This is a genomic window from uncultured Parasphingorhabdus sp. (assembly GCF_963975555.1).
Taxonomy (GTDB): domain Bacteria; phylum Pseudomonadota; class Alphaproteobacteria; order Sphingomonadales; family Sphingomonadaceae; genus Parasphingorhabdus.
Genome location: NZ_CAXBHH010000006.1, coordinates 25656 through 49167 on the forward strand (window position 1 = coordinate 25656; position 23512 = coordinate 49167).

At 54.1% G+C, this 23512-nt stretch carries 25 protein-coding genes; 16 read left to right on the top strand and 9 right to left on the bottom strand.

Annotation, left to right across the window (positions count from 1 at the left end; genetic code table 11):
- Nucleotides 1-281: 281 nt before the first annotated feature.
- On the bottom strand, nt 282-1064 hold the full coding sequence (locus tag AAC060_RS12500) for a pyrroline-5-carboxylate reductase (protein WP_339826718.1): 783 nt from the start codon (nt 1062-1064) through the stop codon (nt 282-284).
- Nucleotides 1065-1248: 184 nt separating this feature from the next.
- On the opposite strand from AAC060_RS12500, the gene proB reads away from it, so the two are divergent.
- On the top strand, nt 1249-2415 hold the full coding sequence (gene proB / locus AAC060_RS12505; RefSeq protein WP_339826720.1) for a glutamate 5-kinase: 1167 nt from the start codon (nt 1249-1251) through the stop codon (nt 2413-2415).
- On the opposite strand, the gene AAC060_RS12510 is transcribed toward proB, so the two are convergent.
- Nucleotides 2412-2876: a MarR family transcriptional regulator gene (locus tag AAC060_RS12510; RefSeq protein WP_339826722.1), complete on the bottom strand. Its 465-nt coding sequence runs from the start codon at nt 2874-2876 to the stop codon at nt 2412-2414. The two genes, proB and AAC060_RS12510, sit on opposite strands and share 4 nt — an antisense overlap.
- A 186-nt stretch (nt 2877-3062) precedes the next feature.
- Between AAC060_RS12510 and AAC060_RS12515 the strand changes: the two genes are divergently transcribed.
- The 3 genes from AAC060_RS12515 to AAC060_RS12525 all read left to right on the top strand — a co-directional run bounded on the left by AAC060_RS12515 (nt 3063) and on the right by AAC060_RS12525 (nt 7273).
- Nucleotides 3063-4238 carry a DUF3667 domain-containing protein gene (locus AAC060_RS12515; protein ID WP_339826724.1) on the top strand — a complete coding sequence of 392 codons (1176 nt, stop codon included), beginning with the start codon at nt 3063-3065 and terminating at the stop codon, nt 4236-4238.
- Between the two features lie 4 nt (nt 4239-4242).
- Complete coding sequence (locus AAC060_RS12520; RefSeq protein ID WP_339826726.1) at nt 4243-5874, top strand: alkaline phosphatase D family protein; 1632 nt, start codon at nt 4243-4245, stop codon at nt 5872-5874.
- Nucleotides 5875-6094: 220 nt separating this feature from the next.
- Entirely contained in the window at nt 6095-7273 is a 1179-nt protein-coding gene (locus AAC060_RS12525) for an LL-diaminopimelate aminotransferase (protein WP_339826728.1), read from the top strand.
- Between the two features lie 52 nt (nt 7274-7325).
- Here AAC060_RS12525 and AAC060_RS12530 read toward each other — a convergent pair whose 3' ends face one another.
- Nucleotides 7326-8867 (bottom strand): nitrilase-related carbon-nitrogen hydrolase, encoded by a 1542-nt coding sequence (locus AAC060_RS12530; RefSeq protein WP_339826730.1) that lies wholly within the window; start codon nt 8865-8867, stop codon nt 7326-7328.
- Between the two features lie 177 nt (nt 8868-9044).
- Between AAC060_RS12530 and gntA the strand changes: the two genes are divergently transcribed.
- Nucleotides 9045-9749, top strand: a complete 705-nt coding sequence (gene gntA, locus AAC060_RS12535) for a guanitoxin biosynthesis heme-dependent pre-guanitoxin N-hydroxylase GntA (RefSeq protein WP_339826732.1) — start codon at nt 9045-9047, stop codon at nt 9747-9749.
- Nucleotides 9746-10345: an urea carboxylase-associated family protein gene (locus AAC060_RS12540; RefSeq protein ID WP_339826734.1), complete on the top strand. Its 600-nt coding sequence runs from the start codon at nt 9746-9748 to the stop codon at nt 10343-10345. The genes gntA and AAC060_RS12540 overlap by 4 nt, the downstream gene beginning before the upstream one ends.
- Before the next feature lie 21 nt (nt 10346-10366).
- On the opposite strand, the gene arsB is transcribed toward AAC060_RS12540, so the two are convergent.
- The 4 genes from arsB to AAC060_RS12560 are packed head-to-tail and all read right to left on the bottom strand — an operon-like array spanning nt 10367 to nt 12717.
- On the bottom strand, nt 10367-11392 hold the full coding sequence (gene arsB / locus AAC060_RS12545; RefSeq protein WP_339826736.1) for an ACR3 family arsenite efflux transporter: 1026 nt from the start codon (nt 11390-11392) through the stop codon (nt 10367-10369).
- On the bottom strand, nt 11392-11904 hold the full coding sequence (locus AAC060_RS12550) for an arsenate reductase ArsC (protein ID WP_339826738.1): 513 nt from the start codon (nt 11902-11904) through the stop codon (nt 11392-11394). The genes arsB and AAC060_RS12550 overlap by 1 nt, the downstream gene beginning before the upstream one ends.
- A gap of 4 nt (nt 11905-11908) precedes the next feature.
- Entirely contained in the window at nt 11909-12391 is a 483-nt protein-coding gene (locus AAC060_RS12555; protein ID WP_339826740.1) for an ArsI/CadI family heavy metal resistance metalloenzyme, read from the bottom strand.
- Entirely contained in the window at nt 12388-12717 is a 330-nt protein-coding gene (locus AAC060_RS12560; protein WP_339826742.1) for a metalloregulator ArsR/SmtB family transcription factor, read from the bottom strand. The genes AAC060_RS12555 and AAC060_RS12560 overlap by 4 nt, the downstream gene beginning before the upstream one ends.
- Before the next feature lie 309 nt (nt 12718-13026).
- Between AAC060_RS12560 and AAC060_RS12565 the strand changes: the two genes are divergently transcribed.
- Genes AAC060_RS12565 through AAC060_RS12575 form a run of 3 tightly spaced genes read left to right on the top strand, consistent with a single transcriptional unit; the run spans nt 13027 to nt 15242 of the window.
- On the top strand, nt 13027-13716 hold the full coding sequence (locus AAC060_RS12565; RefSeq protein WP_339826744.1) for a glutathione binding-like protein: 690 nt from the start codon (nt 13027-13029) through the stop codon (nt 13714-13716).
- A gap of 46 nt (nt 13717-13762) precedes the next feature.
- Complete coding sequence (locus tag AAC060_RS12570) at nt 13763-14383, top strand: 2-hydroxychromene-2-carboxylate isomerase (protein ID WP_339826746.1); 621 nt, start codon at nt 13763-13765, stop codon at nt 14381-14383.
- Nucleotides 14384-14417: 34 nt separating this feature from the next.
- Nucleotides 14418-15242 (top strand): crotonase/enoyl-CoA hydratase family protein, encoded by an 825-nt coding sequence (locus AAC060_RS12575; RefSeq protein ID WP_339826748.1) that lies wholly within the window; start codon nt 14418-14420, stop codon nt 15240-15242.
- An 89-nt stretch (nt 15243-15331) separates the two neighbouring features.
- Here the strand turns inward: AAC060_RS12575 and AAC060_RS12580 are convergent, their stop codons facing one another.
- Nucleotides 15332-15766 (bottom strand): acyl-CoA thioesterase, encoded by a 435-nt coding sequence (locus tag AAC060_RS12580; protein ID WP_339826750.1) that lies wholly within the window; start codon nt 15764-15766, stop codon nt 15332-15334.
- 6 nt (nt 15767-15772) lie between these two features.
- A complete protein-coding gene (locus AAC060_RS12585) occupies nt 15773-17191 on the bottom strand; it encodes an MFS transporter (protein ID WP_339826752.1) in 1419 nt (472 codons plus the stop codon).
- Nucleotides 17192-17485: 294 nt separating this feature from the next.
- Between AAC060_RS12585 and AAC060_RS12590 the strand changes: the two genes are divergently transcribed.
- The 7 genes from AAC060_RS12590 (at nt 17486) to AAC060_RS12620 (ending at nt 23417) form a co-directional block, all read left to right on the top strand.
- On the top strand, nt 17486-18022 hold the full coding sequence (locus tag AAC060_RS12590) for a helix-turn-helix transcriptional regulator (protein WP_339826754.1): 537 nt from the start codon (nt 17486-17488) through the stop codon (nt 18020-18022).
- Between the two features lie 88 nt (nt 18023-18110).
- Nucleotides 18111-18470 carry a hypothetical protein gene (locus tag AAC060_RS12595; protein ID WP_339826756.1) on the top strand — a complete coding sequence of 120 codons (360 nt, stop codon included), beginning with the start codon at nt 18111-18113 and terminating at the stop codon, nt 18468-18470.
- A gap of 61 nt (nt 18471-18531) precedes the next feature.
- A complete protein-coding gene (locus tag AAC060_RS12600) occupies nt 18532-18975 on the top strand; it encodes a hypothetical protein (protein ID WP_339826758.1) in 444 nt (147 codons plus the stop codon).
- Nucleotides 18976-19063: 88 nt separating this feature from the next.
- Nucleotides 19064-20491, top strand: a complete 1428-nt coding sequence (locus AAC060_RS12605) for a glycosyl transferase family protein (RefSeq protein ID WP_339826760.1) — start codon at nt 19064-19066, stop codon at nt 20489-20491.
- 4 nt (nt 20492-20495) lie between these two features.
- Nucleotides 20496-21629, top strand: coding sequence for a hypothetical protein (locus AAC060_RS12610; protein WP_339826762.1), 1134 nt, complete (start codon nt 20496-20498; stop codon nt 21627-21629).
- Nucleotides 21630-21732: 103 nt separating this feature from the next.
- Nucleotides 21733-22647 carry a sulfite exporter TauE/SafE family protein gene (locus AAC060_RS12615; RefSeq protein ID WP_339826764.1) on the top strand — a complete coding sequence of 305 codons (915 nt, stop codon included), beginning with the start codon at nt 21733-21735 and terminating at the stop codon, nt 22645-22647.
- Complete coding sequence (locus tag AAC060_RS12620) at nt 22647-23417, top strand: TIGR02186 family protein (protein ID WP_339826766.1); 771 nt, start codon at nt 22647-22649, stop codon at nt 23415-23417. The genes AAC060_RS12615 and AAC060_RS12620 overlap by 1 nt, the downstream gene beginning before the upstream one ends.
- The last annotated feature ends 95 nt before the right edge of the window (nt 23418-23512 follow it).

The following is a 23512-nucleotide window of genomic DNA, read 5'->3' on the forward strand; positions in this document are numbered from 1 at the left end:
TGATAGGACATAATTGTGGACTAAAGTTGAGTATCGGGAATTTCTAAATCGTCAGGCATGGCTAACGAAGAGCACAGGTTGCTTGGCGATGCCCCGGCCGTCGTAGCAGATTCAAGACTGTCGGGTTATCCAGTCCGAGAAAGACCTTGAGGATAAGCGATCACCGCGTGCCCTGGCAGGTTGAACCAGCATGTGCGCATATCGTAAATTCGTAGCTTGGACCAATCGCCCACTAAACACGCGAGTCGTCCAAAGCTACGAATTGTCGGTCTTTACGGTGTCTATCGGAGTTCGGTTGCGCGCTGGTAAGCCGCCTGCAGCGTGTTGCGGATCAATCCGGAATATTCACCGTTACCGTTCAGCGCATCGAGGCCCGCTGCAGTGGTGCCACCCTTACTGGTTACATTCGTGCGCAATGTCTCAAGCGACAGGTCTGATTGCCGAGCCAGTTCCAGTGTCCCGCTAACGGTTCCGAGAACCAGGCTTTTGGCGTCTTCTTCGCTGAAACCCAGCTCTTCTGCCGCTTCGACATAGGCGCGCAGCATTTCGAAAACATATCCCGGCCCGCTGCCGGCAACCGCCGTCAGCCGATCAAGCATGTCTTCATTGTCCACCCAGACGATTTCGCCCGAACATAAGGCAAGCTCTTCTATGCAGCTGGATGCTGTTACGGGCACTTGCCCATGCGCATAGAGACCACTCACACCCTTGCCGATCATCGCAGGCAGGTTGGGCATGATCCGGATGACGGACCGACCCGGTGCATGGGCTGCCAATTTTTCGGCAGAATATCCGGCCGCTATCGAACTTATAACGCCCGAAGGACTTAACCGGGCCAGATAGGCGGGAAGCACGTCATCAATCAGCTGCGGCTTCAGCGCGACGATCAGATAGTCAAACATTTGCTCGCCCAGCTCTTCGACAGAGCCAACCTGTGTTACACCTTCTGGCAGTTCCGGCTTGGCCGGGTCCGCAACGGTAAATTCATGATCGGTGTTGGCGGCCCATGCCTTCAGCAGCGCACCGCCCATGTTTCCGCACCCGAGGAGCAATATTTTTGTCAAATTAATCTCTTGCTGTTAGTGTTAATGAGGTTGAGTGATGTGCTTAGTATTCAAAATAGGCATATCAACAAATGGTTGTTTATCATAGCTTTCATGCAAAATCAGATGTTTCGATCACTAAATTATTGCACAGGATAGGTTCAATCCCTACCTCCATCGAAGAGTAATAAGGGCATCAGGTCAAATGGTACAAGGTAAAACGATCGTTGTGAAAGTCGGCTCAAGCCTGCTTGCTAACGAAGAGCGGCTCACGCCACGCTGGGCTTTCATGCATAATCTGCTGGAAGACATCGCCCGGTTACGGGAAGGCGGAGCGAAAGTCATATTATGCTCGTCCGGCTCCGTCGCGCTTGGTATGAATATGATCGGCGAGCGGCCCGAGACGGCTGGTCTGCGGGACAAGCAGGCCGCAGCGGCTTGCGGTATGCCGCTGTTGCTCAATGCTTATAAGCAGGTTGCCCACGAATATAGTTTTGAAATTGCGCAGGTGCTGGTGACATTGCGCGATCTGGAGGATCGTAAACGGTTCCTGAATACCAAGAATACGGTCGATCGGCTGCTCGACGCCAATATCATGCCGATCATCAACGAAAATGACACAATCACTACCGAAGAAATCCGGGTTGGTGACAACGACCGGCTGTCTGCGAAAATTGCGCAAATGCTGCAGGCGGACGAGCTGATCATCCTGACGCAGGTTGATGGCCTGTATGACAAAGACCCGTCCGAGCCCGGCGCCAAGCTGGTAGAGGAAGTTACCGATGTCTCGCCCTATCTGGCGGTGACCGAAGGCGTAAGCAGCCTGGGGAGCGGCGGGATGCTGACGAAGATACAGGCGGCCCATATGGCGCAAAACTCCGGCTGCGATACGCGGATTGCCCATGGAGAATATGAGCATCCGGTCACGTCCGTGTTGAATGACGAAAGACGGCATACAAGAATTCTTGCCAATGAAAGGCCGGAATCTGCCTGGGCGAACTGGCTATCAGATCGTCTGCAGATGGCGGGGAGCATTGTGGTAACCGAGGCGACCGCCGAAGCGTTCAAATTGGGCCGACGGAATATTGGCCGGGAAGATGTGCTCTCGATCCAGGGGCCTTATGTCAAAGGCGATGTCATCCATATATATAATGAAGCCGGCAACGAGCTGGCGAGAGGCCTGACCAATTTTTCGTCTGATGAAACCATGGCCCTGGCGCGGAACCCTACGATGACGGCTTTGCAGCTACTGGGTTATAAAACCCTCGGCACGCTGATTACCGACAAGAATATGATCGTATTGGATGACCGGCACCTGACATGGGATTTGCCGGCAGATGAAGTGATGACCGAAGTTACGCCTCAAAGCTAGATTTCGCCGACCTCAAGAATGGGGGCGGATTCGAGCTTGTTCGCATCCATCATCACAGCGATGCGCTGGACCGACGAGATCAGCAGATTCTGTTCCCATGATTCCAGTTGTGACAATGAAAGCAAAAAGTCTTCCTGCAGCAATTCCGGCGCATTTTCGATACATTCCCGACCTTTCCCGGTCAAAACTATCTCCACCGAGCGTCGGTCATCCTCGCTTTTTTCGCGGGTGACCATCGCCGATTTTTCCAGGCGATCGACAATTGAGGTTACCGTTGCATGAGACAAATGCACCGTTTTCGCGATGACCGACGGCTTCGCCCGACCGTCTTTTTGCAACGCCTTCAAGAGTAGAAGCTGTGGCGTCGTCTGTCCGGTTTCTTTCTCCAGCTTCTTCGACTGTAAATCGATTGCCCGGTTAATCTGGCGCAAGGCCACCAAAAGTGCGTTTGAGTTTGACATAACAAGCCCAATATAGATTTATTGCGTCAATGGCCTAGGTAATTGCACATATTTTTTGACGGACGCTAGAATCCGTCCGTTCGGCATTGCTCCGAAAATGGTCCAGGCACGAACGATCCCCGACGCCATCGAATGCATTGCAAAAAGCTGCTTGCCTTATCAATCGAATAGGCCAAACTGCATGTTATGTCGAAGGAACTGGAAGCAACGGGAGCCGCTGTGGAAGGCGGTCTGTTAGCCAAAGCATTGGATGGACACAGCGCTGGATCAGCGGATGACGGAGGTTCAAATTGCCTCAACTGCGGTGCGCCTGTGGCCAGCCGCTATTGCTGTAATTGCGGGCAGGCGGCGCATGTCCATCGGTCGATCAGTGCTTTCTGGCACGATATATTGCATGGTGTCCTGCATTTTGAAGGAAAAATCTGGCGCACACTGCCGCTTTTGGCGTGGAACCCGGGCGACCTGACCTGGCGCTATGTGCACGGGGAGCGCGCAAAATTCATTTCGCCGATGGCGCTATTCCTGTTTTCAGTGTTTATGATGTTTGCTGTGTTTTCCTTTTTGGGCGCTCCGTTTGCCAGCGATGATATTGTTGTAGCGAATGAAGAGGCCAGCGCAGCAGGTGTTAAACCGCTCGGACGGCTGGATCAGGAGATTAGTGCCAAAGCTACGCAATTGTCGCAAGCAACGGGAGAGGATAAAGCCAAGCTCGAGCAGGAAATTCTCGGCCTCAAAAAAAGTCGCAACATGATGTCCAGTCTGACCGGAGAGGACACGCCTTATCCCGGTGTAAGTTTGAGCGACGGTGACACCGAGATAGGCAATTTTACTGCAGATGAACTCGACCAGATTGAAACAGGGCTGGAAGATATCAAGGAAGGCAACGCGCTTACCGAGGGTAGCAGCGTCAGCACCGGATCGTCAGGGGCTGACAAATGGCTCCGCAATGCGTTTGAGGAGATAAAGGCCAATCCCGAGCTGCTGCTCTATAAACTGAAAGCCAATAGCTATAAATTTGCTTGGTTATTAATACCGATTTCACTGCCCCTGGTCTGGTTGACTTTAATTGGCCGGCGCGGTTTTCATTTTTACGATCATGCGGTTTTTGCCACCTATTCGATTAGCTTCATGTCGCTGCTGTTCATCACCTGCGCGCTATTGGCCGCCGTCGGGGTGCCAGAGCTAATATGGACCTCGCTGATAATATTCTACCCACTATTCCACATGTACCGGCAGCTGCGCCATGCATATGGGCTTGGCAGGGTAGAAGCTGTTTTCCGGTTGATCGCGCTATTGGTGTTTACCGTCATCAGCCTGACTTTATTCTTCGCTATTTTGCTTGCTCTGGGTGTTTTGGGATAAAATTATGACCATGAATATTGATCGCCGCCAATTGATGGCGCTGGGAACATTTGGGCTCGGTGCGCTTAGCATGCCGGCGTCGGCAGCCATGATTGGTGGTAAGGGTTTTACCCATGGCGTTGCTAGCGGCGAGCCTTCACAAGGGTCTGTTCTGCTATGGACACGCTACGTCGGGAGCGCTGATAGCAAGCTTGCCGCAGAAATATCCGCGAGCTCCGATTTCTCGAACGCCAAAATGGTGGGCGAAGTGAAGGCGCTGGCCGATCGCGACCATATCGCCAAGATCACGGTGCAGGGTCTCGACCCGGACAGCTGGTATTTTTATCGCTTCATCGGCCCCGATGGCTCAAAATCCGTGACTGGCCGTACCCGTACGCTGCCGGAGGGCCCAACCCGCAAATTCACCATCGGCGTAGTCGGCTGTTCCAATCTGCCCTTCGGCTATTTCAACGCCTATGCCCACGCGGCCCAGAATAGTGAACTCGACCTCATCGTGCATACCGGTGACTATCTTTATGAATATCCGGTCGGGACCTATCCTTCCGAAAAAGAGGCGGTGGCCGGGCGGCAACACGATCCATTGACGGAGATGGTCCATTTGGCGGATTATCGTCTGCGCTATGCGGCCTATCGCAAGGACCCAGACCTGCAACGCATTCATCAGGTACTTCCGATGATCGCGATGTGGGACGATCATGAGTTCACCAACGATACCTATAAAGACGGCGCACAAAATCACGACGCCAGCGAGGGCGATTGGGAAACGCGCAAACGTATCGCGGAACAGGTCTATCGGGAATGGATGCCGGTCAGCGACAAGGAATATGGCAGTCCTCGCTGGAGTGATTATCAGATTGGCGATCTGGCAACATTATTTGTCACTGAGAGTCGGATCACCGCCCGCAGCGAACAGCTCGATCTCGGGGCCGCGCTGAAAGGACAGCAGGATATCCAGAAGGCGCTCGAGACCTTCCGCGATGACGCCTGGCAGGATCCGGCACGCGAAATGATTGGGAAAGAGCAGGCGGCCTGGCTGAACGCGGCGATGCGCAAATCAAAAGCTTCCGGCACCAAATGGCAGGTCTGGTCACAGCAATGCGTGATGGGTGAGGTCAAGTTGCCGCAGGAGGCGACCAACTGGGTCTCCGATGATGCTCCCGACTTTGCAAAGCAACGTTTGGCAGTGGGCACAATGGCGGCGAAGCTTGGATTGCCGATTAACTTTGACAGCTGGGACGGCTATCCGAAAGCACGCGAGCGGTCGCTTTCGATGGCCCAGCAGGCAGACGCCGATTTAATCGTACTGTCGGGTGATAGCCACAATGCCTGGGCGTTCGATTTGGAGACAAAGGACGGTGTTGCAGGCGTTGAATTTGCTGGGCATAGTGTTAGCTCACCGGGTTTTGAAGCCTATACCAAGGGTGTCAATCCTGCTGTGGTGGCTACAGAGGTTATCAAGGCCAATCATCAGTTGAAATGGACCGATACTGCGCATCGCGGCTATATGACCGTTACCCTGACGCCCGAGAAGGCCATGTCGACGTGGCAATTTCTAGATACGATCCGGACGAAGTCGATCGCACTCGCGGGGAGCCAGACGCAAACTGTTTTGCGGGGGACGAATAGATTGGTTTAAATATTCCCCGGTAGAGGTCCGTTTTAAAAAAGCGCCTGGATAACCGGGGGGAAGCAGCATGGTTAGGTCTTGGGTTTTTGCTTTGATTTTCATCAAGAGCAATGCCAGTCGCACGAGATGGTCTCCTGTCCGCGTAAAGGCACAGAATTCCTCGACAATCACATAAAAGTTGCGCAAAGCAGCGGTTCCATGAAACTTGAGCAATGAATCGATCAAAATAATGTCCGAAGAATTTTACCGCATCAAACGCTTGCCGCCTTATGTCTTCGCTGAAGTGAACGCGATGAAGGCCGAGGCGCGAGCGCGGGGCGAGGATATTATCGATCTCGGCATGGGCAATCCTGACGGCATGCCGGCGAAGCATGTGATCGACAAGCTTTGCGAAACCGCCAATGATCCTAGCGCGCATCGCTATTCGGCATCGAAGGGCATCAAGGGGCTACGGCTGGCGCAGGCGAAATATTACAAACGCCGTTTTGACGTCGATCTTGATCCCGAGAGCGAAGTCATCGTGACACTCGGCTCCAAAGAAGGGCTGGCCAATCTCGCGCAGGCAATCACTGCGCCGGGCGATGTCGTACTCGCGCCCAATCCGTCTTATCCTATCCATACATTCGGCTTCATCATCGCGGGCGCGGCAATCCGCTCGATTCCCGCTGCACCGGGACCGGATTTCTTCACCCGGCTGGAATATGCGATGAGCTATACCGTGCCGAAACCTTCGGTGCTGGTAATGGGCTATCCGAGCAATCCGACCGCTTATGTTGCCGATCTCGATTTTTACCAGAAAGTCGTCGATTTCGCGCGCGAGCACAAGCTCTGGGTAATCAGTGATCTGGCTTATGCCGAGATTTATTTCGGCGACACGCCGACGCCATCAATGCTCCAGATTAAAGGGGCGAAGGATTGCGTGGTCGAATTCACCAGCATGTCCAAAACATACTCCATGCCCGGCTGGCGCATGGGCTTTGCGGTCGGCAACCAAAAGCTGATCGGTGCTCTGACGCGGGTAAAGTCCTATCTCGATTATGGTGCCTTCACGCCGATCCAGGTCGCAGCGACGGCAGCGCTCAACGGCCCGCAGGACATCATTGCCGAAAATCGTGCGCTTTATAAAAAGCGCCGGGATATCATGGTCGAAAGCTTCGGCCGTGCCGGCTGGGACATCCCGCCACCCGAAGCGAGCATGTTCGCCTGGGCTCCGATCCCGGAACAGTTCAAACATCTAGGTTCAATGGAGTTCTCCAAACGGCTGATCGCGGAGGCTGGCGTGGCCGTAGCGCCGGGCACCGGTTTTGGCGACGAAGGCGAGGGCTTTATCCGGCTGGCGCTGGTCGAGAATGAACAGCGCATCCGGCAGGCAGCGCGGAGCATCAAGAAGTTCCTGAGCAAAGGTTGACGGGCTCGCGGTAACTGAATGGCGTCCGATGAGACGCCATTCAGCGTAACGCCTAGCCTTTCCAGAGTACCCGATAGAGATCGAAGCGGCGGTCTTTCAAATTCTGCACAGCGCCGGATTGGCGGCTGGTGAGCAGGCTTGTCATCGACAGATCGGCAATCGCGATGGTTTCGGTGTTGGGCGCTGTGTCTGCTGCCACGCCGTCCCGCGCGAACGGGAAGTCGGATGGTGTCAATATCGCGCTTTCGGCATAGTGGATGTCCATATTCTCGACATTGGGCAGGTTGCCGACCACGCCGGACATCACGACATAACACTGGTTTTCGACCGCGCGGGCTTGGCAGCAATAACGCACCCTTAGATAGCCGCGCCGTTCATCGGTGCAGAATGGAACGAACAGGATCATCGCGCCCTGATCGACCAGATGGCGCGCCATTTCCGGGAATTCGCTGTCATAGCAGATCATCACCCCGATCGGTCCGCAATCGGTCGGAATGGCCTCGGCGCCAAAGCCGCCCTTGATATTCCACCAGCGGACTTCGCTCGGTGTCGGGTGCAGCTTGTCCTGGGTGTAAATCGCGCCATTGCGCAGGAAGACATAGGATATGTTGCGAATATCGCCATTTTCCATCCGCGTTGGATGGGAACCGCCGATGATGTTGATATGATAGGAAACCGCCAGCTTCTCCATCACTTCCTTGAACCGTTCGGTATATTCGGCGATTTTCTCGATCGCCTGCGCCGGGTCCAGTTTTTCGCCTTCAAGCGACAGCAATTGCAGCGTGAACAATTCCGGGAAGGTTACAAAGTCCGCACCATAATCGGCTGCGACATCGACAAAATATTCGACCTGCTCTTCAAATTCGGTCTGCGAGGCAATCTTGCGCATCTGGAACTGCACTGTTGCCACCCGCACTGATTGGGGCAGACGATCATGCGGGCTTTGAGTCACAAGCTTTGCTTCGACTGCCAGCGGATTTTCCCAAAACATATGCACGGCGTTGCCGCCAGACGGCTTGTCTGTCGGCATATAGTCTTTCAGTATCCCGAGCGGCACAAAGCCCTGATTGAGCTGGAAATTGATCACCGGGTCGCGGAACTGCTTGTCTACCACGGCAGCGAGATAATCGGCCGGATCGGGATATTTGCGCTTGCGCCGGGCATAGCCGGGCAGCCGCCCGCCGAAGATGATCCCTTTCAGTCCGAGATGCTGGCAGAGCTCGCGCCGGACCTTGTAGAAGCGCAGCCCGATGCGCAGTCGCCGGTAATCCGGATCGACACTGACTTCCATGCCATAGAGAATCTCGCCGTTCGGATCGTGCCGCGCAGCAAAGCCGCCGCCGGTGATTTCCGACCAGCTATGCGCCGCGCGGGCGGTTTTCTCGGAGATCTGGAATGTCGCGCAATGGCCGACAATTTTGCCCTCATATTCCGCGACCAGCTGGCCATCGGCGAAATTATTGATCTGGCCGCGCACTTCCTCGGCGGTGTAGCCTTCGCCTTTGCCGTACACCTTGCGCGACAGGGTCGAGATTTTCCTGGCATCTTCCAGTTCCGCCATGCGGATGATGAGCTTTGCTTTTTCTGCGGTCATCCGCGCCTATTAGCGGGCTTTTAAACCGTGGGGAAGCGATGTTGTTGAAGTGGGGAGTTCGCGCTCGATATTTTACCCGCTGATAATCGCGCCGGTATGAAACGAAACTGACGGAGCGATTTTTGCTGCTATGGAGACGGGACGGAACGCTTCCGTTTTTTAAGCGTAAGGATCGGCATGAACCATTCAAACCTGTTAGATAAAGACTATAAGGTCAGGCGCCTCGAAGAGCTGCAGGACACGATCGGTGCGATGATTTCGCAGCCGGAATTCCCTTGTGTCGGCGCCAAATCAGCCTTGGCCCGTGACAATCTTAAAACCGTGGTTGCCCACCGGATCGACAGCAGTTGGGACGATTTGACAATCCATCGCGAACTGCTCGCCTGGGCCCGCGAGTATCGCGAGTGCGACGAAGGTTTCCGCAGTCTGGCCGTCATATTCGAAGGGCCGGAGAATCTGTCGGAAGTCGAATTTGAAAAATTGATGTGGGAAAGAATCCAGTCGATAGCCGACAAGGACGCGTGGCTGGGTCAGTCCTATGACGAACGGGTCAGTGCTGACCCCAAGGACCCCCATTTTTCGCTCAGCTTTGGCGGGGAGGCATTTTTCGTGATTGGCCTGCACCCCCATTCCTCCAGGCCGGCCCGCCGCTTTTCACAGCCGACTTTGATCTTCAATCTTCACGACCAGTTCGAGCGCTTGCGGGAAGAAGGTCGCTATGAAAAGATGCGCGACACTATCCTCGATCGTGACAGGAAGCTGGCGGGGGACATAAATCCGATGCTGGCAAAACATGGTGAGTCCAGCGAAGCCCGCCAATATAGCGGCCGGCAGGTTGATGATGACTGGCAATGCCCGTTTCAGGATCGGCGAACGACATGAATGTGACGCGTATCCCGCCACGTTCGGGCGCAGCATTCCGGTTGCTGAAAGGCCAGTTCCTCGAGGTGATCGATCCGGACGGCGGGCAGGTTTCCGACCTGCTTGCCTATAATGCCGATGATGTCAGGGAAGTTTTGTCGAACGGCCGGACCTTTGATTATGAGGAAACCATTCGACTGAGCGAAGGCAACCAGCTTTGGTCGAACCGCTCTAACCCGATGCTCAGGATTGTACATGATACGGTGGGCTCGCACGACTTCCTGCTGACACCCTGCAGCGAAGATACGTTCAAACATTTCTACCCTGACAAGCCGGTCCATCGCGGATGTTTCGGCAATCTGGCAGAAGCGCTCGCTCCTTATGGTGTTGAACCGGATGATATTCCCTGCGCGTTTAATGTGTTCATGAACGTGCCGGTCGATCAGGCAAGCGGAAAGCTGGAAGTCCTCCCGCCAACGAGCAAGACCGGCGATGTCATCCGCTTGCAGGCAGAGATGGATCTTGTGATCGGCCTGACGGCCTGCTCGGCTTATGCATCCAACGGCGGGAGTTTCAAGCCGATCGACTATAAGGTTCTGCCAGACGTAGCGGACTGAACAACCCGCTCTACCTTGTTTTTAATCGGCGAAACCTTTCTTCGTCCTGTTTGCTATCGCAACCAATGAGAGCATGACCGGCACTTCAACCAGCACGCCGACCACCGTTGCCAATGCCGCGCCGCTGGACAGGCCGAACAGGCCGATAGCGACCGCAACCGCCAGTTCGAAGAAGTTGGAAGTCCCGATCAGTGCGCAGGGCGCTGCGATATTATGCGGCACTTTCCATGCCCATGCCGCTGCATAGGCAACTGCGAATATTCCGTAGGACTGCAGGATGATCGGGACAGCGATCAGCACGATCAACACCGGCTGCTCCAAGATAGTTTGCGCCTGAAATGCAAATAGCAACACGACCGTCGCCAGCAGGCCTATGATTGATGCGGGTTTGAGCCGCGCGGTGAACTGATCCACCGCCGCAACATCATTGTCATGACTGGAGATGACCATGCGCCGGGTGATGGCCCCGGCAACCAACGGCACGACCACGTAAAGCAGTACGGAGAGAAGCAGAGTCTGCCACGGAATGGCGATATCGGTTACGCCAAGCAGCAACGCGACAATCGGGGCAAAGGCGACGATCATGATCAGGTCGTTCACTGATACCTGCACCAATGTATAGGCGGCATCGCCTTTGGTCATTTGCGACCAGACAAACACCATTGCAGTGCAGGGGGCTGCGCCGAGCAGGATCAGGCCGGCAATATATTGCTGCGCGTCTTCGCCGGATATGATCCCGCTATAGATATAATCGAAGAACAGCACAGCAAGCGCGGCCATCGTGAACGGCTTGATCATCCAGTTGACAATGACGGTGATGATCAGCCCCTTGGGCCTGCTGCCAATGTCCCGCAGACTGCCGAAATCGACCGCGACCATCATCGGATAGATCATCGCCCAGATCAGCACGGCGACGACGAGATTGACCGAGGCATATTCAAGGCCCGCGATCAGGCTGAATAACCCGGGCGCGATATTGCCGAGCAGCAGACCAGCCACGATGGCCAGGCCAACCCATAACGAAAGCCAGCGTTCGAAAAGTCCCATTATATTTTCCGTTCCCTTGCGGTTTCGTCGGCGCCGATTGCTGCCAGGCGGGTCTTCAGGCTGAGTTCGTCCAGTGCGTCGATCGGCAGGTTGAGCAGCAGGCTGATCCGGTTCCGCATATAGCGCAAGGCCGTCAGAAACGCCTCGCGCTGGCCATCGCCTTCGACAGCGGCCGGGTCTTCAATGCCCCAATGGGCAGTCACTGGATGGCCCGGCCATATAGGACAGGCTTCGCCAGCCGCATTGTCACAGACGGTTATGATAAAATCCATCCGGGGGGCGTCCGGTGCAGAAAATTCCTCCCAGCTTTTGGATCGCAAGCCACTGGTCTCAAAATCCAGATGATCGAGAATTTCAAGGGCCATGGGGTGGACCTCTCCTTTGGGAAAGCTGCCTGCGCTATAGGCGTGGAAGCGACCTGCGCCATCGCGGTTTAGCAATGCCTCACCCAATATAGAGCGCGCCGAATTTCCCGTGCAGAGGAACAGCACGTTATAAGTCTTGCCGGTCATATATTTATCCGCAGCAAGAGGAAGAGGCCGCGGGTTGCGGCTTCATTTCTGGTGTGCAGCAAGCCCCGTCGGCGGCATTGCCGGAGGCGAGCTGGCCAAGATCGACGCGATTGCCATAATCGGTCACTTCGCCGTTGGTCAGAAAGGCTTCCCAGGCCACGCCATCGGGATCCGCAGTCCAGTTTTTCTCCGATTGCGCGTAGCAGCAGGTGGTTGCGCCTTCGTCAAATATTGCGCCGCCGGCCTGGTTGATCCGGCTATAAACCTCGGCCAGTTCTTCGGCATTTTCGGACTGGATACCGATATGCTCGACGCCGCGATTTGCGCCTTCGTGGCTGGACATAGCAAAATTGACGCGTGGGTCATCGAGCATCCATTTCGCGTAATCGTCTTTCAGGACCGTAGGCTCCGCGCCGAACAGGCTGGTATAGAAAGCGACCGACTTGTCGATATTTTCGACGGAGAGATGAATATGCATTCTTTTCATTTGCAGGCTCCTTGTGAAACGAGAAGGTCCACCGCGCAGGCGTTACCAGCACAGCAATTTTCGAGCAGATAGGCGACGAGCTGATTCATCGCCGCATAGTCCGCCCGGTAGATCAGGGTACGGGATTGGCGTTCCTGACTGATCAGACCGGAGCGTGTCAGATGGGCGAGATGGAAAGACAGGGAACTGGGCGGAACGCCAAGCGTCTCGGCTATCGCACCGGCAGCAAGACCATCTTTGCCCGCCTGCACCAGCAGGCGGAATATTGAGAGTCTATGCTCCTGGGCGAGCGACGCCAAGGCGCTGACAGCCTGATCGGGTTCCATGTGCGACTCCATTGATTCGATAATCATGGAAATATAAAAATAACGGTCATCCGTCAACTGTATTTCGACCATTGTGGAAATATCAGTCAATGCTCGTTGACCGAGTTGCTTTGATGCTCGCCTCTGTAGAGGGGAATATTGTCATATTTTGCTGTCCTACGGGACGGCTTTTGTGCCACGCTGCATCATGATGTTTAATGACCCGAAATATGCAGTTTTGACCCCGCCGGTGCGGTCGATTGCACCATCGGGAATTTGAAAACATAACACTGTAAAGTTTGTAAAGTTCATTGGGGATGGTTCGCGCTTATGATTGATTTATATTTTGCTCCCACACCCAATGGCTGGAAGATATCGGTCATGCTCGAGGAGAGTGGGCTCGATTATAATATCAAATGGGTGAACATCGGGGCCGGCGAACAGTTCGAGCCGGAGTTTCTCGCGATCAGCCCGAACAACCGGATCCCGGCGATCGTCGATCATGATCCTGCGGATGGCGGAGAACCGGTTAGTATATTCGAGACCGGTGCGATCCTGCTTTATCTGGCGGACAAAGCGGAGGAATTTTTGCCGCACGATCTGCGTGGGCAGATTGCGGCGACGGAATGGCTGATGTGGCAGATGGGCGGGCTGGGCCCGATGATGGGTCAGCATGGCCATTTCAAACTCTACGCACCAGATCGGATTGAATATGCCACCGAACGCTATCGCAAGGAGGTGCTCCGCTTGTTTGGTGTGATGGACCGGCGGCTGGCTGACCATGACTATCTCGCCGGTGAAGATTATAGCATCGCCGACATGTCCTGCTTTCCCTGGGTGCAGACTTACAAGCGCCAGGAAATAGATCTCGGTGATTTTGCTCATGTGAAGCGCTGGTACGAGACGCTCAAGCAGCGCGAAGGTCTGCGGCGCGGGATGGCTGTTGGCCGGGACAAGATCAATCGCAACCCGCAGGACGACGCGCAGACGCGCAAGACCTTGTTCGGGTTGGAGGAATAGGAAATAGCCACTCCCCTTAAGCGGGTGAGGTAAAAAAGGACCGAATATGACCACAGTAGATTTTTACTTCGATCTCTCCTCTCCATGGACGTGTCTCGCCTTCCATAATATCCAGCCGATCATCAAAGACAATGGCGCGGCAATCATCTGGAAACCGTTCCTCGTTGGCGGCGTGTTTAATGCGGTGAATCAGGATGTGTACGCTGCGCGGGAAAATCCGGACAATCGCAAATTCGTCCACAGTTTCCGCGTGCTAAAGGACTGGGCAAAGCTCGCCGGTCTGCCGATGAATTTTCCAAGTGAACATCACCCGGTCAAGTCGGTTCATGCGATGCGGTTATGTTGTGCGCTGGAGGATGATCAGGCGGCACTGCACAAATTCGCGACCGCTGCATTCCACGCTTATTATGGTGATCAGCGCAATCTGGACGATCCGGAAGTGTTGATCGCGATTGCAAACGAGGTCGGGCTGGACGGCGCCACTCTGGCCGCGCGGACGCAGGAACAAGTGATCAAGGACCGGCTGCGCGCCAATACCGAAGAGGCGATCGCCCGCGGTGCCTATGGCTCGCCCAGCATATTCGTGCCTTTTGGCGAGGGTGAAAGAATGTATTTTGGCAATGACCAGTTGCCGCTGGTTAACTGGGCGATTAAACAAGGTTCATAAAATTTTATCGAATCCAGCAAACCGGAGCCTTGTCATGTCAGATCGCGTCACCATTACCGTCAAAGATCATATCGCCGATGTCCGCTTCAACCGGCCGGACAAGATGAACGCGCTCGACGCCGAGCAGATCGATGCGATTGTCGAAGCCGGTGAAAAGCTGGCAGCGATGGAAGGTATAAGAGCTATCGTCCTGTCGGGCGAGGGCAAGGCCTTTTGCGCCGGTCTCGATATGGGCAGTTTTGCCGCATCGGCCGCATCCGCATCAGAAGAGAATAACGATGGCGACAAGTCACCACTCGCTAACACCCTGACCGATCGCACCTTTGGTAATGCCAATAAATATCAGCATATCGTATTGCTCTGGCGGAAGTTGAAGGCACCGGTTATCGCCGCGATCCACGGTCCGTGCATCGGTGGTGGTCTGCAATTTGCCAGCGCTGCCGACATCCGCGTGGTCGCACCGGACGCAAAAATGTCGATCATGGAAATGCGCTGGGGTCTGATCCCGGACATGGGAAGCTTCACCACCTGGCGCAGTTTTGTGCGCGACGATATCCTGCGCGAACTCACCTATACCAATCGGATATTTACCGGCGAGGAAGGCAAGGAACTGGGTTTCGTCACCCATTTGTCGGATGATCCGCACGCCAAAGCGATGGAAATTGCGACCGAGATCGCGAGCAAGCATCCACAAGCGGTTCAGATCGCCAAAGATCTGATCAACAAGCTGCCCGATATGAACGAAGACGAAATATTGATGATGGAATCGATCGGTCAGGACAAGGTCAGCCGCACGCCCAATCAGGTCGAGGCCGTTATGGCGTTCATGCAGAAACGCGCTGCGAAATTTACGGACTGATTTGCCTGATACCGTTCGTCTTGAGCCTGTCGAAGGACCACTCGAGACTTTGACAGGCTCGGTGCAACGACAAGACTGACGAGAAGGCGCTAACCGGTGGTTCGCATCTTCTCCAGTTCTGCGACGACTTCTGGGCGCAGCGGCTTGCCCTCACCGTCGGTGCGACAGACGATGATCGAATCGCAGGTGGCGATACAGTGACCGTTCTGGAACATGGCCTGTGCGATCACATAGCTGGATGTCCCGATTGTGCTGACGCCCGAGCTGATCTCGACGTCATCGGGATATTGCCCTTCGCGGAGATAGTTGATTGTCACGACCGCGACCATGCTCCGCTCGTTTTTCGGTCGGTCGCCCCACGGTCGGAGCGCGCGGTTCAGCCGGACCCGCGCATTCTCGAACATTGACGCGAAGGCGACATTGTTGAGATGCCGGTTCGGATCAATATCCTGAAAACGCGTCTGGGTTACTATAGACACGGGATAGTTTTCGGCAATCAGCTGCCATGCTTCGGGACGGGCCATATTGTCTCAGTTCATCTTTGCAACAAGGTCTTTTTGCAGCGTCTTGCAGGCAAAGATATAGAGACCGCCCGCGATAAAGAATATGCCGACGATATAGATCATCGACCAGCGAAGTCCTTCCGCGCTTGCCGTCAGACAGGCACCGGCCTTGGCCGCTCCAAGGGTCGCGATCAGGTCTTCCGGTCTGCCTTTGCAAATCTGACTGGTCAGTTCTGCAGCAAACTGCGAGCTGGCAAGATTGGCGCTCATCAACATGTCGCTCGCTATCCCCATGACAAGAGGGCCGCAGCCATAGCCAATGAGGTTGACGATGAACAGGAACAGGGCAACGGCGGTTGCCCGTGACTGCGGGCTCGCAACGCCTTGGCAGATAGTATATTGGGCACCGAGATAACCATAATGAAGGACGGCGGCGAAGAGCAGGGCTGTCAGGGCGAAGGGCACGCTATCGGTGGTGAAGCCGATCCAGTAGAGCGGCACGCAAATGATCAGCATGACACCCGGCAGCCAGGCGACCACGTTGGGATAGCGACCGCTCATCTTCTCGGTCAGATAGCCAGTAAAAAATGCACCAACGGACGCGGCGAGACCCAGCGGAACGGCAATCTGCAGCGTCACTTCCGAGATGGACATTTCATGGACGCGCTGAAAAAAGGCGACTTGGAAATTGCTGACGCCATAGCCGACAAAGGCAACCAGAGCGGCTGCGATCATGTTGATCCAGAAGCTGCGCTTGGCGGATAATTCTCTGACCGTCTCCGCAATGCCCATTTTTCTCGGTTTGGTTGCAGTCGGGGGATCAGCATAGCCGCGCGGCGGCTCCTCGACGGTGAAAAGGAAAATCACGCCGAAAATTACTCCGGGTACACCCAGCGCCAAAAATGCCTCGCGCCAGGAAAATAATTCGGTGATCGGCCCGCCAAATGCATTGGCCAAGACGCCGCCCAGTGTGATGCCCATCGTGTAGATGGCGATCGCTCGGGCGCGGCTGCGCGGCGGGAAATAGTCGGAGATGATCGAATTGGCCGCAGGCGTTAGACCGGCTTCGCCTATGCCGACGCCGATACGGAAGACGAGCAACGCAATGAAGCTGCCCGCTATCCCGCACATTGCAGTCATAAGCGACCACAGGATGACACTGGCAGCAATGATCTTGACGCGGTTCATGCGCTCGGCAAGCCGGGCAATCGGGATGCCCATCACCGTATACATGAGCGCAAAGCCGAAGCCGGATAACAAGCCAAATTGCCAGTCCTGCAACTTGAACTCTTCAATGATCGGCTGGGCGACGACGCCGATCAATATGCGATCGATGAAGTTCAATGTGTAGAGAAGCATCAACGAAATTATTACATAGTTCCGATACCCGCCAGACCTATATGCCAACCCGGTATTCGTCACGGGCTCTGCCTGTGTTGCGCTCATGCTCTCTCCATTTTTTTCATGTTGATGGCCTGTACGCGCAGACAAGTCCAGAGGACTTTGTGACGTTTTGTGTCAGGGTTGTAGTCATGGTCCAATATGAATGAATTTTACGGAATGGCAGGTTTCTGTTATTGTAACGACGAGTATCAGGCGGTCCAGCCGCCGCAATAAGGGGGCAGATATGGCGCAGCGAGTGCGTTTCTGGCAATTTTTGGGAGCTTTGTGCTTCGGATTTGTCGCTGGATACAGGCCCTATCAATCTCTGAACATGCGATTCCATCGGTCTCTTCCGGTATGAGCAATTCTGTGACGGAAAGACTGAACGACGGACAGCGGGATTGTTTGAGGCTCGTGCTGGCGCATCACAATTCCAAGGAAATCGCACGGAAACTGGGCGTGTCGCCGCACACTGTGGATCAGAGATTGCGCACTGCCATCCGTATTCTGGAAGTGCAGTCGCGCTTCGAAGCGGCACGCAAATTCGCTGCATTCGAGGCAGACGACCGATATCAACCGTTGATATATCAAATGCCGGATGTTGAGCCGGGGAGAAAAAACGGGGAACCGGACTCGTCAACCGGAAGGACCGTGAGGGACAGGACAGGTTCCACAGATGATATTTCAAATGCAGATGGCAATATTGCCATTATGACATTTGGAAAATCAGAATTCAGGCACCCGCGACTTCCTGTTCCGCGATATCGTGGCGAGAGGAACAATCTCGGCACGGTGGAGCGATTGGGTTGGATTTTGGCGATTGCGATTGGGTCCGCATTGTCTTTCGGTGGCCTTATCGCGGGGTTGGAGGCGCTATCCCGGCTAAAAGGGTGATCAACACTCTAGTCAGGCCTGCGCATCCGCCCTTCGATTTGTTAACTTTGAATAGTTTGAAATATTGACTCTGGGGAAAGGGAAATTCATGCTGAAACAAAGACAAAATGCTGCAGAGGATTTGGCGAGAAGACTGTTTGCTACCGAACAAGCGGTTGATCAGGCGATTTGCAAAATGGCAGATTTAGCCGGATATATGCCGGTAGCGAGGACGAATGCAAATTTATCGGCTGTGGTAGGTCAGGAAGCGATATCGCAGGCCGCTGAAACCCTTTCTGCATTGGTCGGGGCGAGAGGACAGCTGATAGCAACGCATAACCGGTTGGCGGAAACGCGGGATCAAATCGGATTGCAAGCCATGGCCCTGGGCAGCGGGGATATGAAACCACCGATGCTTCAAAATAGGGAAGAGGGGAAAATTGTTACTTTAGCAGAACATGCAGCCTAGCTATTGTGTCCGCATCTGTCCAAAACGCGATTGAACCGCCGATAACAGCGGCCTTGCCGCTGTGATTTTCAATACGATATGGGCCTATATCTACTATATATCTCTTGTGACCTGCTGTGGATATGCAATTTATCGCGGTTCCCGTTCTGAATATTTCGGCGCTGCTATCATGATAATCGGGTCGATTCTCACGTTGGTTGTTAGCAGGATATTTGGAACGTCCTGGACGAGCGTGGAAGTGGGTATCTTTGCAATTGATATAGTCGCCTTGTTTGCACTGGTTTATCTTGCGTTCAAATCCGATCGCTTCTGGCCAATGTGGGCAACCGCCTTTCAGTTGCTTGCAGTAACCATTCACCCCATGATGATGGTTGTGCCACAGATAACGCCTTGGGCGTTTGGCACTGGAGCTGTGTTTTGGGCCTATCCGATGTTGCTGGCACTGGCCATCGGATCCTATGAATATTTGCCGCTGATGGCCGATCATGAGATCAATCCCGACTAGTATCGGGTCACGATCCTGACATTTGTTTCTAATCATTGTCGTCACTTTCTGCAGCGGCAACGCTTCTGCGAACCGAAGGAGCAAAACTATGGTAATCAATATTCTTTTGCCGTTTTTGGACTTTCTTCAAAAGGAAATGCTGCTTTTCGCGAGCCTGTGCTTTCTGCTGGGATCGGCTGATGATCTGGCTTTCGATGGACTGTGGATCTTTCGCAGCTTGAAACGCAGGCTGTTCGTTTATTCCCGTTACGAACGGGCAACCGTTGAAACTCTGGACCAGTCCGCACCCGATTGCCGACTGGCTATATTCGTACCGGCCTGGAAAGAGGCTGAGGTGATTGGCGCAATGCTAGGGAGATGCTTGCGACAATGGAGATCAAACCGATATCGCATTTATGTGGGCTGTTACCCAAATGATCCGGCAACCATTGCTGCGGTCGCGGCTGCGTCGTCTGGAACGGAGAATATCAGGATCGTAATCTGTCAACAAAACGGGCCGACTACGAAGGCGGATTGCCTCAATCATCTGTGGGATGCGCTTTGTAAGGATGAGATCGAGGAAAAGAGCGATTTTAAGGCGGTTGTGCTCCACGATGCCGAGGACCTTGTTCATCCTCAAGAATTACGGCTTCTCGGATATCTGATCGGACGGGCCGCACTGGTTCAATTGCCGGTCATTCCGCGCCGGGCAAGCAAGTCGCGTTGGGTCGCCGGCCATTATGGCGACGAATTTGCTGAATTACATGGCAAGCAAATGGTGATGCGCGAAGCGCTGGGTGCTTCGATCCCCTCTGCTGGCGTGGGCTGCGCTTTCGCACGGGATGCCCTTCAAAAATTGGCCATGCGGACAAAAGGGACGCCTTTCGACGCGCAAAGCATGACCGAAGACTATGAACTCGGGCTCAATCTCACGGGAGGAGAAGCTCGGGGCATTTTTGCGCGATTGCGAGACCGGAATGGACAGTTGGTTGCGACGCAGGAGTTTTTTCCTGAAAAGCTTGAAGATGCCATTCGTCAGAAAAGCCGGTGGATCGCCGGAATCTCCTTGTCCGGATGGGATCGAATGGGATGGAAAAGTAACTGGCGAGAGAATTGGATGCGACTACGTGATCGTAAGGCCAGTCTGGCGGCTATCGTTATTGCTGTCGCTTATGTGGCGGTAATTTTGACAGGTGGACTGCTTCTCGCCGAACTATTTGGTTTATACAAACTCCAGCCCGTTTCCGAATCTCTGAAAACACTGCTTTTCGTTAATGCCGGTTTCCTGATGTGGCGATTGCTGTTGAAAAGCTATTTCGTCTTCGCACTTTATGGCCTTCGGGAAGCGTTGATCTCGATACCGAGAACGGTCGTTGCGAATGTAATTAATATTCTAGCGGCCTGGCGCGCCATCGGTCATTATGTCGACCAGCTTGCCGGTCATCCCGTGAATTGGGAAAAAACACATCATTTTTATCCCAAAACTGAGGAAATCCAGAAACTTAGACCCAATCATTCAATTGCTGAAAGGAGCTGATGCATTGGCTGGAGCGGTCGCCGGTGCGCCACTTCGTGCGTTTGGAACCATAATATCCATATGGATGATGGTACGCGTCATCGCATGGAATATTCCTTCGGATATTGTCATAGATTCGATTGAACCAGTGATTGGTAATTCGGCAATCCGCTACGAAGTTTCACAAACTGACAACGCAGGTGTGCAGCGCTGGACCGGATCCCATTTTTCGAAGCGGGTCGCTAGGCCGGACAATGATGGCGAAAAAAATGATCTCCTGTTCCCATCCTATCTTTCGCAAGGATCGATTGATCAGATCTCCGAGGATCGGTCCATTCCTAAACGATATTTCTTGCTGGCGAGCATGCAAGCAGTGGACGTTAGTTACACGCTTCCAGCCGGCACATCACTCAAGCATCCACCAAGAATTTCGCGAGGGATTGGATCGAATATACTTCCGGAGCAAAATTTGGCCGCCAAGCAAGGCGGGAATGGACTTCAAGGTTATGCATGGGTTTTCGCGAGGCAAGTCTCCCCAAGGGGAGAACCGCAGTCGAGAGGGGGAGGTTCCATCATATCGAATGGGCAATATGGCGGTAGCCAGGCCGGTGTCATCTTGTCCTATCCGATATTGGCCAAGCCGGACCCCGAAATCGCGGTTTACGGGAGATTGACCACCGCGCTGGCGCCGCTGGCCCAAGAGGAAGCCGCTCTTGGTGTCCGGTTGCGGCCGGTTCAGGCCTTGCCATTTTCTATCCATGCCGAAAAGCGGCTGGACGCGGATTCGGGCGGGGATCGGGGAACAGCTTTTTATATAGCTGGTGGTACGGGCCCTGATCCTATCATAGAAAATATTCTGCTCGAGACCTATGGTCAGGCGGGATATGTTTTAGGTGAATACGACAGCTATTTCTTTGACGGGTCTGCTACCTTGCAACGTCCTGTCGCTGGATCCGGAAGAAAGAAATTATATTTTGGAGCAGGCGTCTGGGCTGGCGGTGAACGTAAGATCACTCGATTGGATATTGGACCGCGAGCGGAAATCAGAGTTCCTGTTGGTGCCACATCCGCGCGCCTCTCCGTCGACTGGCGGGTTCGTGTTGCTGGCAATGCGCGGCCAGAAAATGGTTTGGCGATAACCGTTTCAACTGGATTTTAATTGGGCGGAGTTTTGTTCCTCTTCCGCAAACGGATTGATTTCTGACGTTGCAAGCAGCAACGCCCTTTATCCCGCAACAAAAAGAGATTAGTCCAATTCGAATATGGACATATACCTCCCAATCGCGAATCTCTCCGTCAATGCGTTTGTCATAGTCCTGCTTGGCGGGCTTGTAGGAATTTTGTCCGGTATGTTCGGTGTCGGCGGCGGGTTTCTGACTACTCCGCTGCTCATTTTCTACGGCATACCGCCGACGGTCGCAGCGGCATCCGCATCCACTCAGGTCACTGGGTCCAGTATTTCAGGTGTCGCCGCCCATATGCGCCGCAAAGGCGTTGATTTCCGGATGGGGGGAATATTGGTGGCTGGCGGTCTGGTTGGAACGGTTATCGGAACGCTACTTTTCCAGATTTTGCAAAGCTGGGGCCAGATTGATACGGTCATCAACGTACTATATGTCCTAATGTTGTCGAGTATCGGCGGGTTGATGTTCAAAGAATCCCTGCAAAGCGTAAGGGCGCTTCGTGCAGGCAAGCCGATGCCTGCGCGTAAGAGACGTCATCATCCCTTGGTCGCCAATCTGCCATTCCGCTGGCGTTTTTATCGCTCCGGCCTTTATATTTCGCCGATCGCGCCTTTCGTGCTTGGCCTGCTCACCGGAATTTTGACCATGTTGCTGGGCGTCGGCGGCGGCTTTATCATGGTACCGGCGATGCTCTATCTGCTGGGCATGGGCGCGCAAGTGGTGGTCGGAACCTCATTGTTTCAAATCCTGTTCGTGACCATCGCATCGACGATGATGCACAGCATGACGACGCGAGCGGTGGATATCGTTCTGGCCTCGTTGCTGTTGCTTGGCAGCGTGACCGGTGCGCAACTGGGCGCAAAATTCGCGCAGCGTATGCGACCCGAATATTTGCGGCTGAGTCTGGCAGCCATGGTGCTGCTTGTAGCAATACGCATGGCATTAGGTTTGGGCTTTCAGCCCGATGAAATTTACACGGTGCAGCTCCTGTGATGCGGCGGCGCGCTCTTGTGTCTCGCTTGCTAGCGGTCCTCGGTATCGCCATCATGACCGCGGCCGCGACCCCGGTGCTTGTTCCGGAAGTATCGCAGGATCGTATCAGTATCAGGGGCGATTTTAACGGTGCACAATTGCTGCTCTTTGGTGCCATCACCTATCCGGCGGGTACGCGCAATACCGATCAGGCAGATATCGTGGTTGTTCTCAAGGGGCCGGTTGAATCCATTGTCGTCCGTGAGAAACAGCAGATAGCAGGTATCTGGATCAATGCGGCAAGCAGCGAATTCCGTTCCGCCCCCGGTTTCTACGCGGTTGCTTCGTCCAAACCGATTGACGAGATTGTCGATGGCAAAACTGCAGATATCTACGAATTGGGACTAAATCATTTGCAGCTTTCTCCAGCGGGCGCGATTGACAGCCGTGAACTGGATCGCTTCGTTGACGGGCTGGTGGATCTGAACGCCCGCGGAAATCTCTTCAAGAATTTGCCCAATAGCGTCAAGATCACCAACAGCGTCTTGTATCAGGCGCGGATCAATCTGCCCGCGAGTGTTCCGGTAGGCGATTATACGGCGGAAACATTCCTGATTCTCGACGGTCGGGTAGAGGCGGCAGAAGTCAAAGAGGTTACGATTGAAAAAATCGGCATGGGACGTTTTATCACCAATTTATCCCAGAAGAACGGGTTTCTTTATGGCTTGATTGCTGTGTTCATTTCGGTTTTTCTAGGATGGTCCGCCGGTTATCTGTTCCGCAAGATGTGACGTCTATTCTACACAAGCGTGCGAATTTACCTTTCTTTAGGCTCGGTAAATCTTCCTTAACCATGATCTATTAATCCGGTGTTTTGACCAGTAAC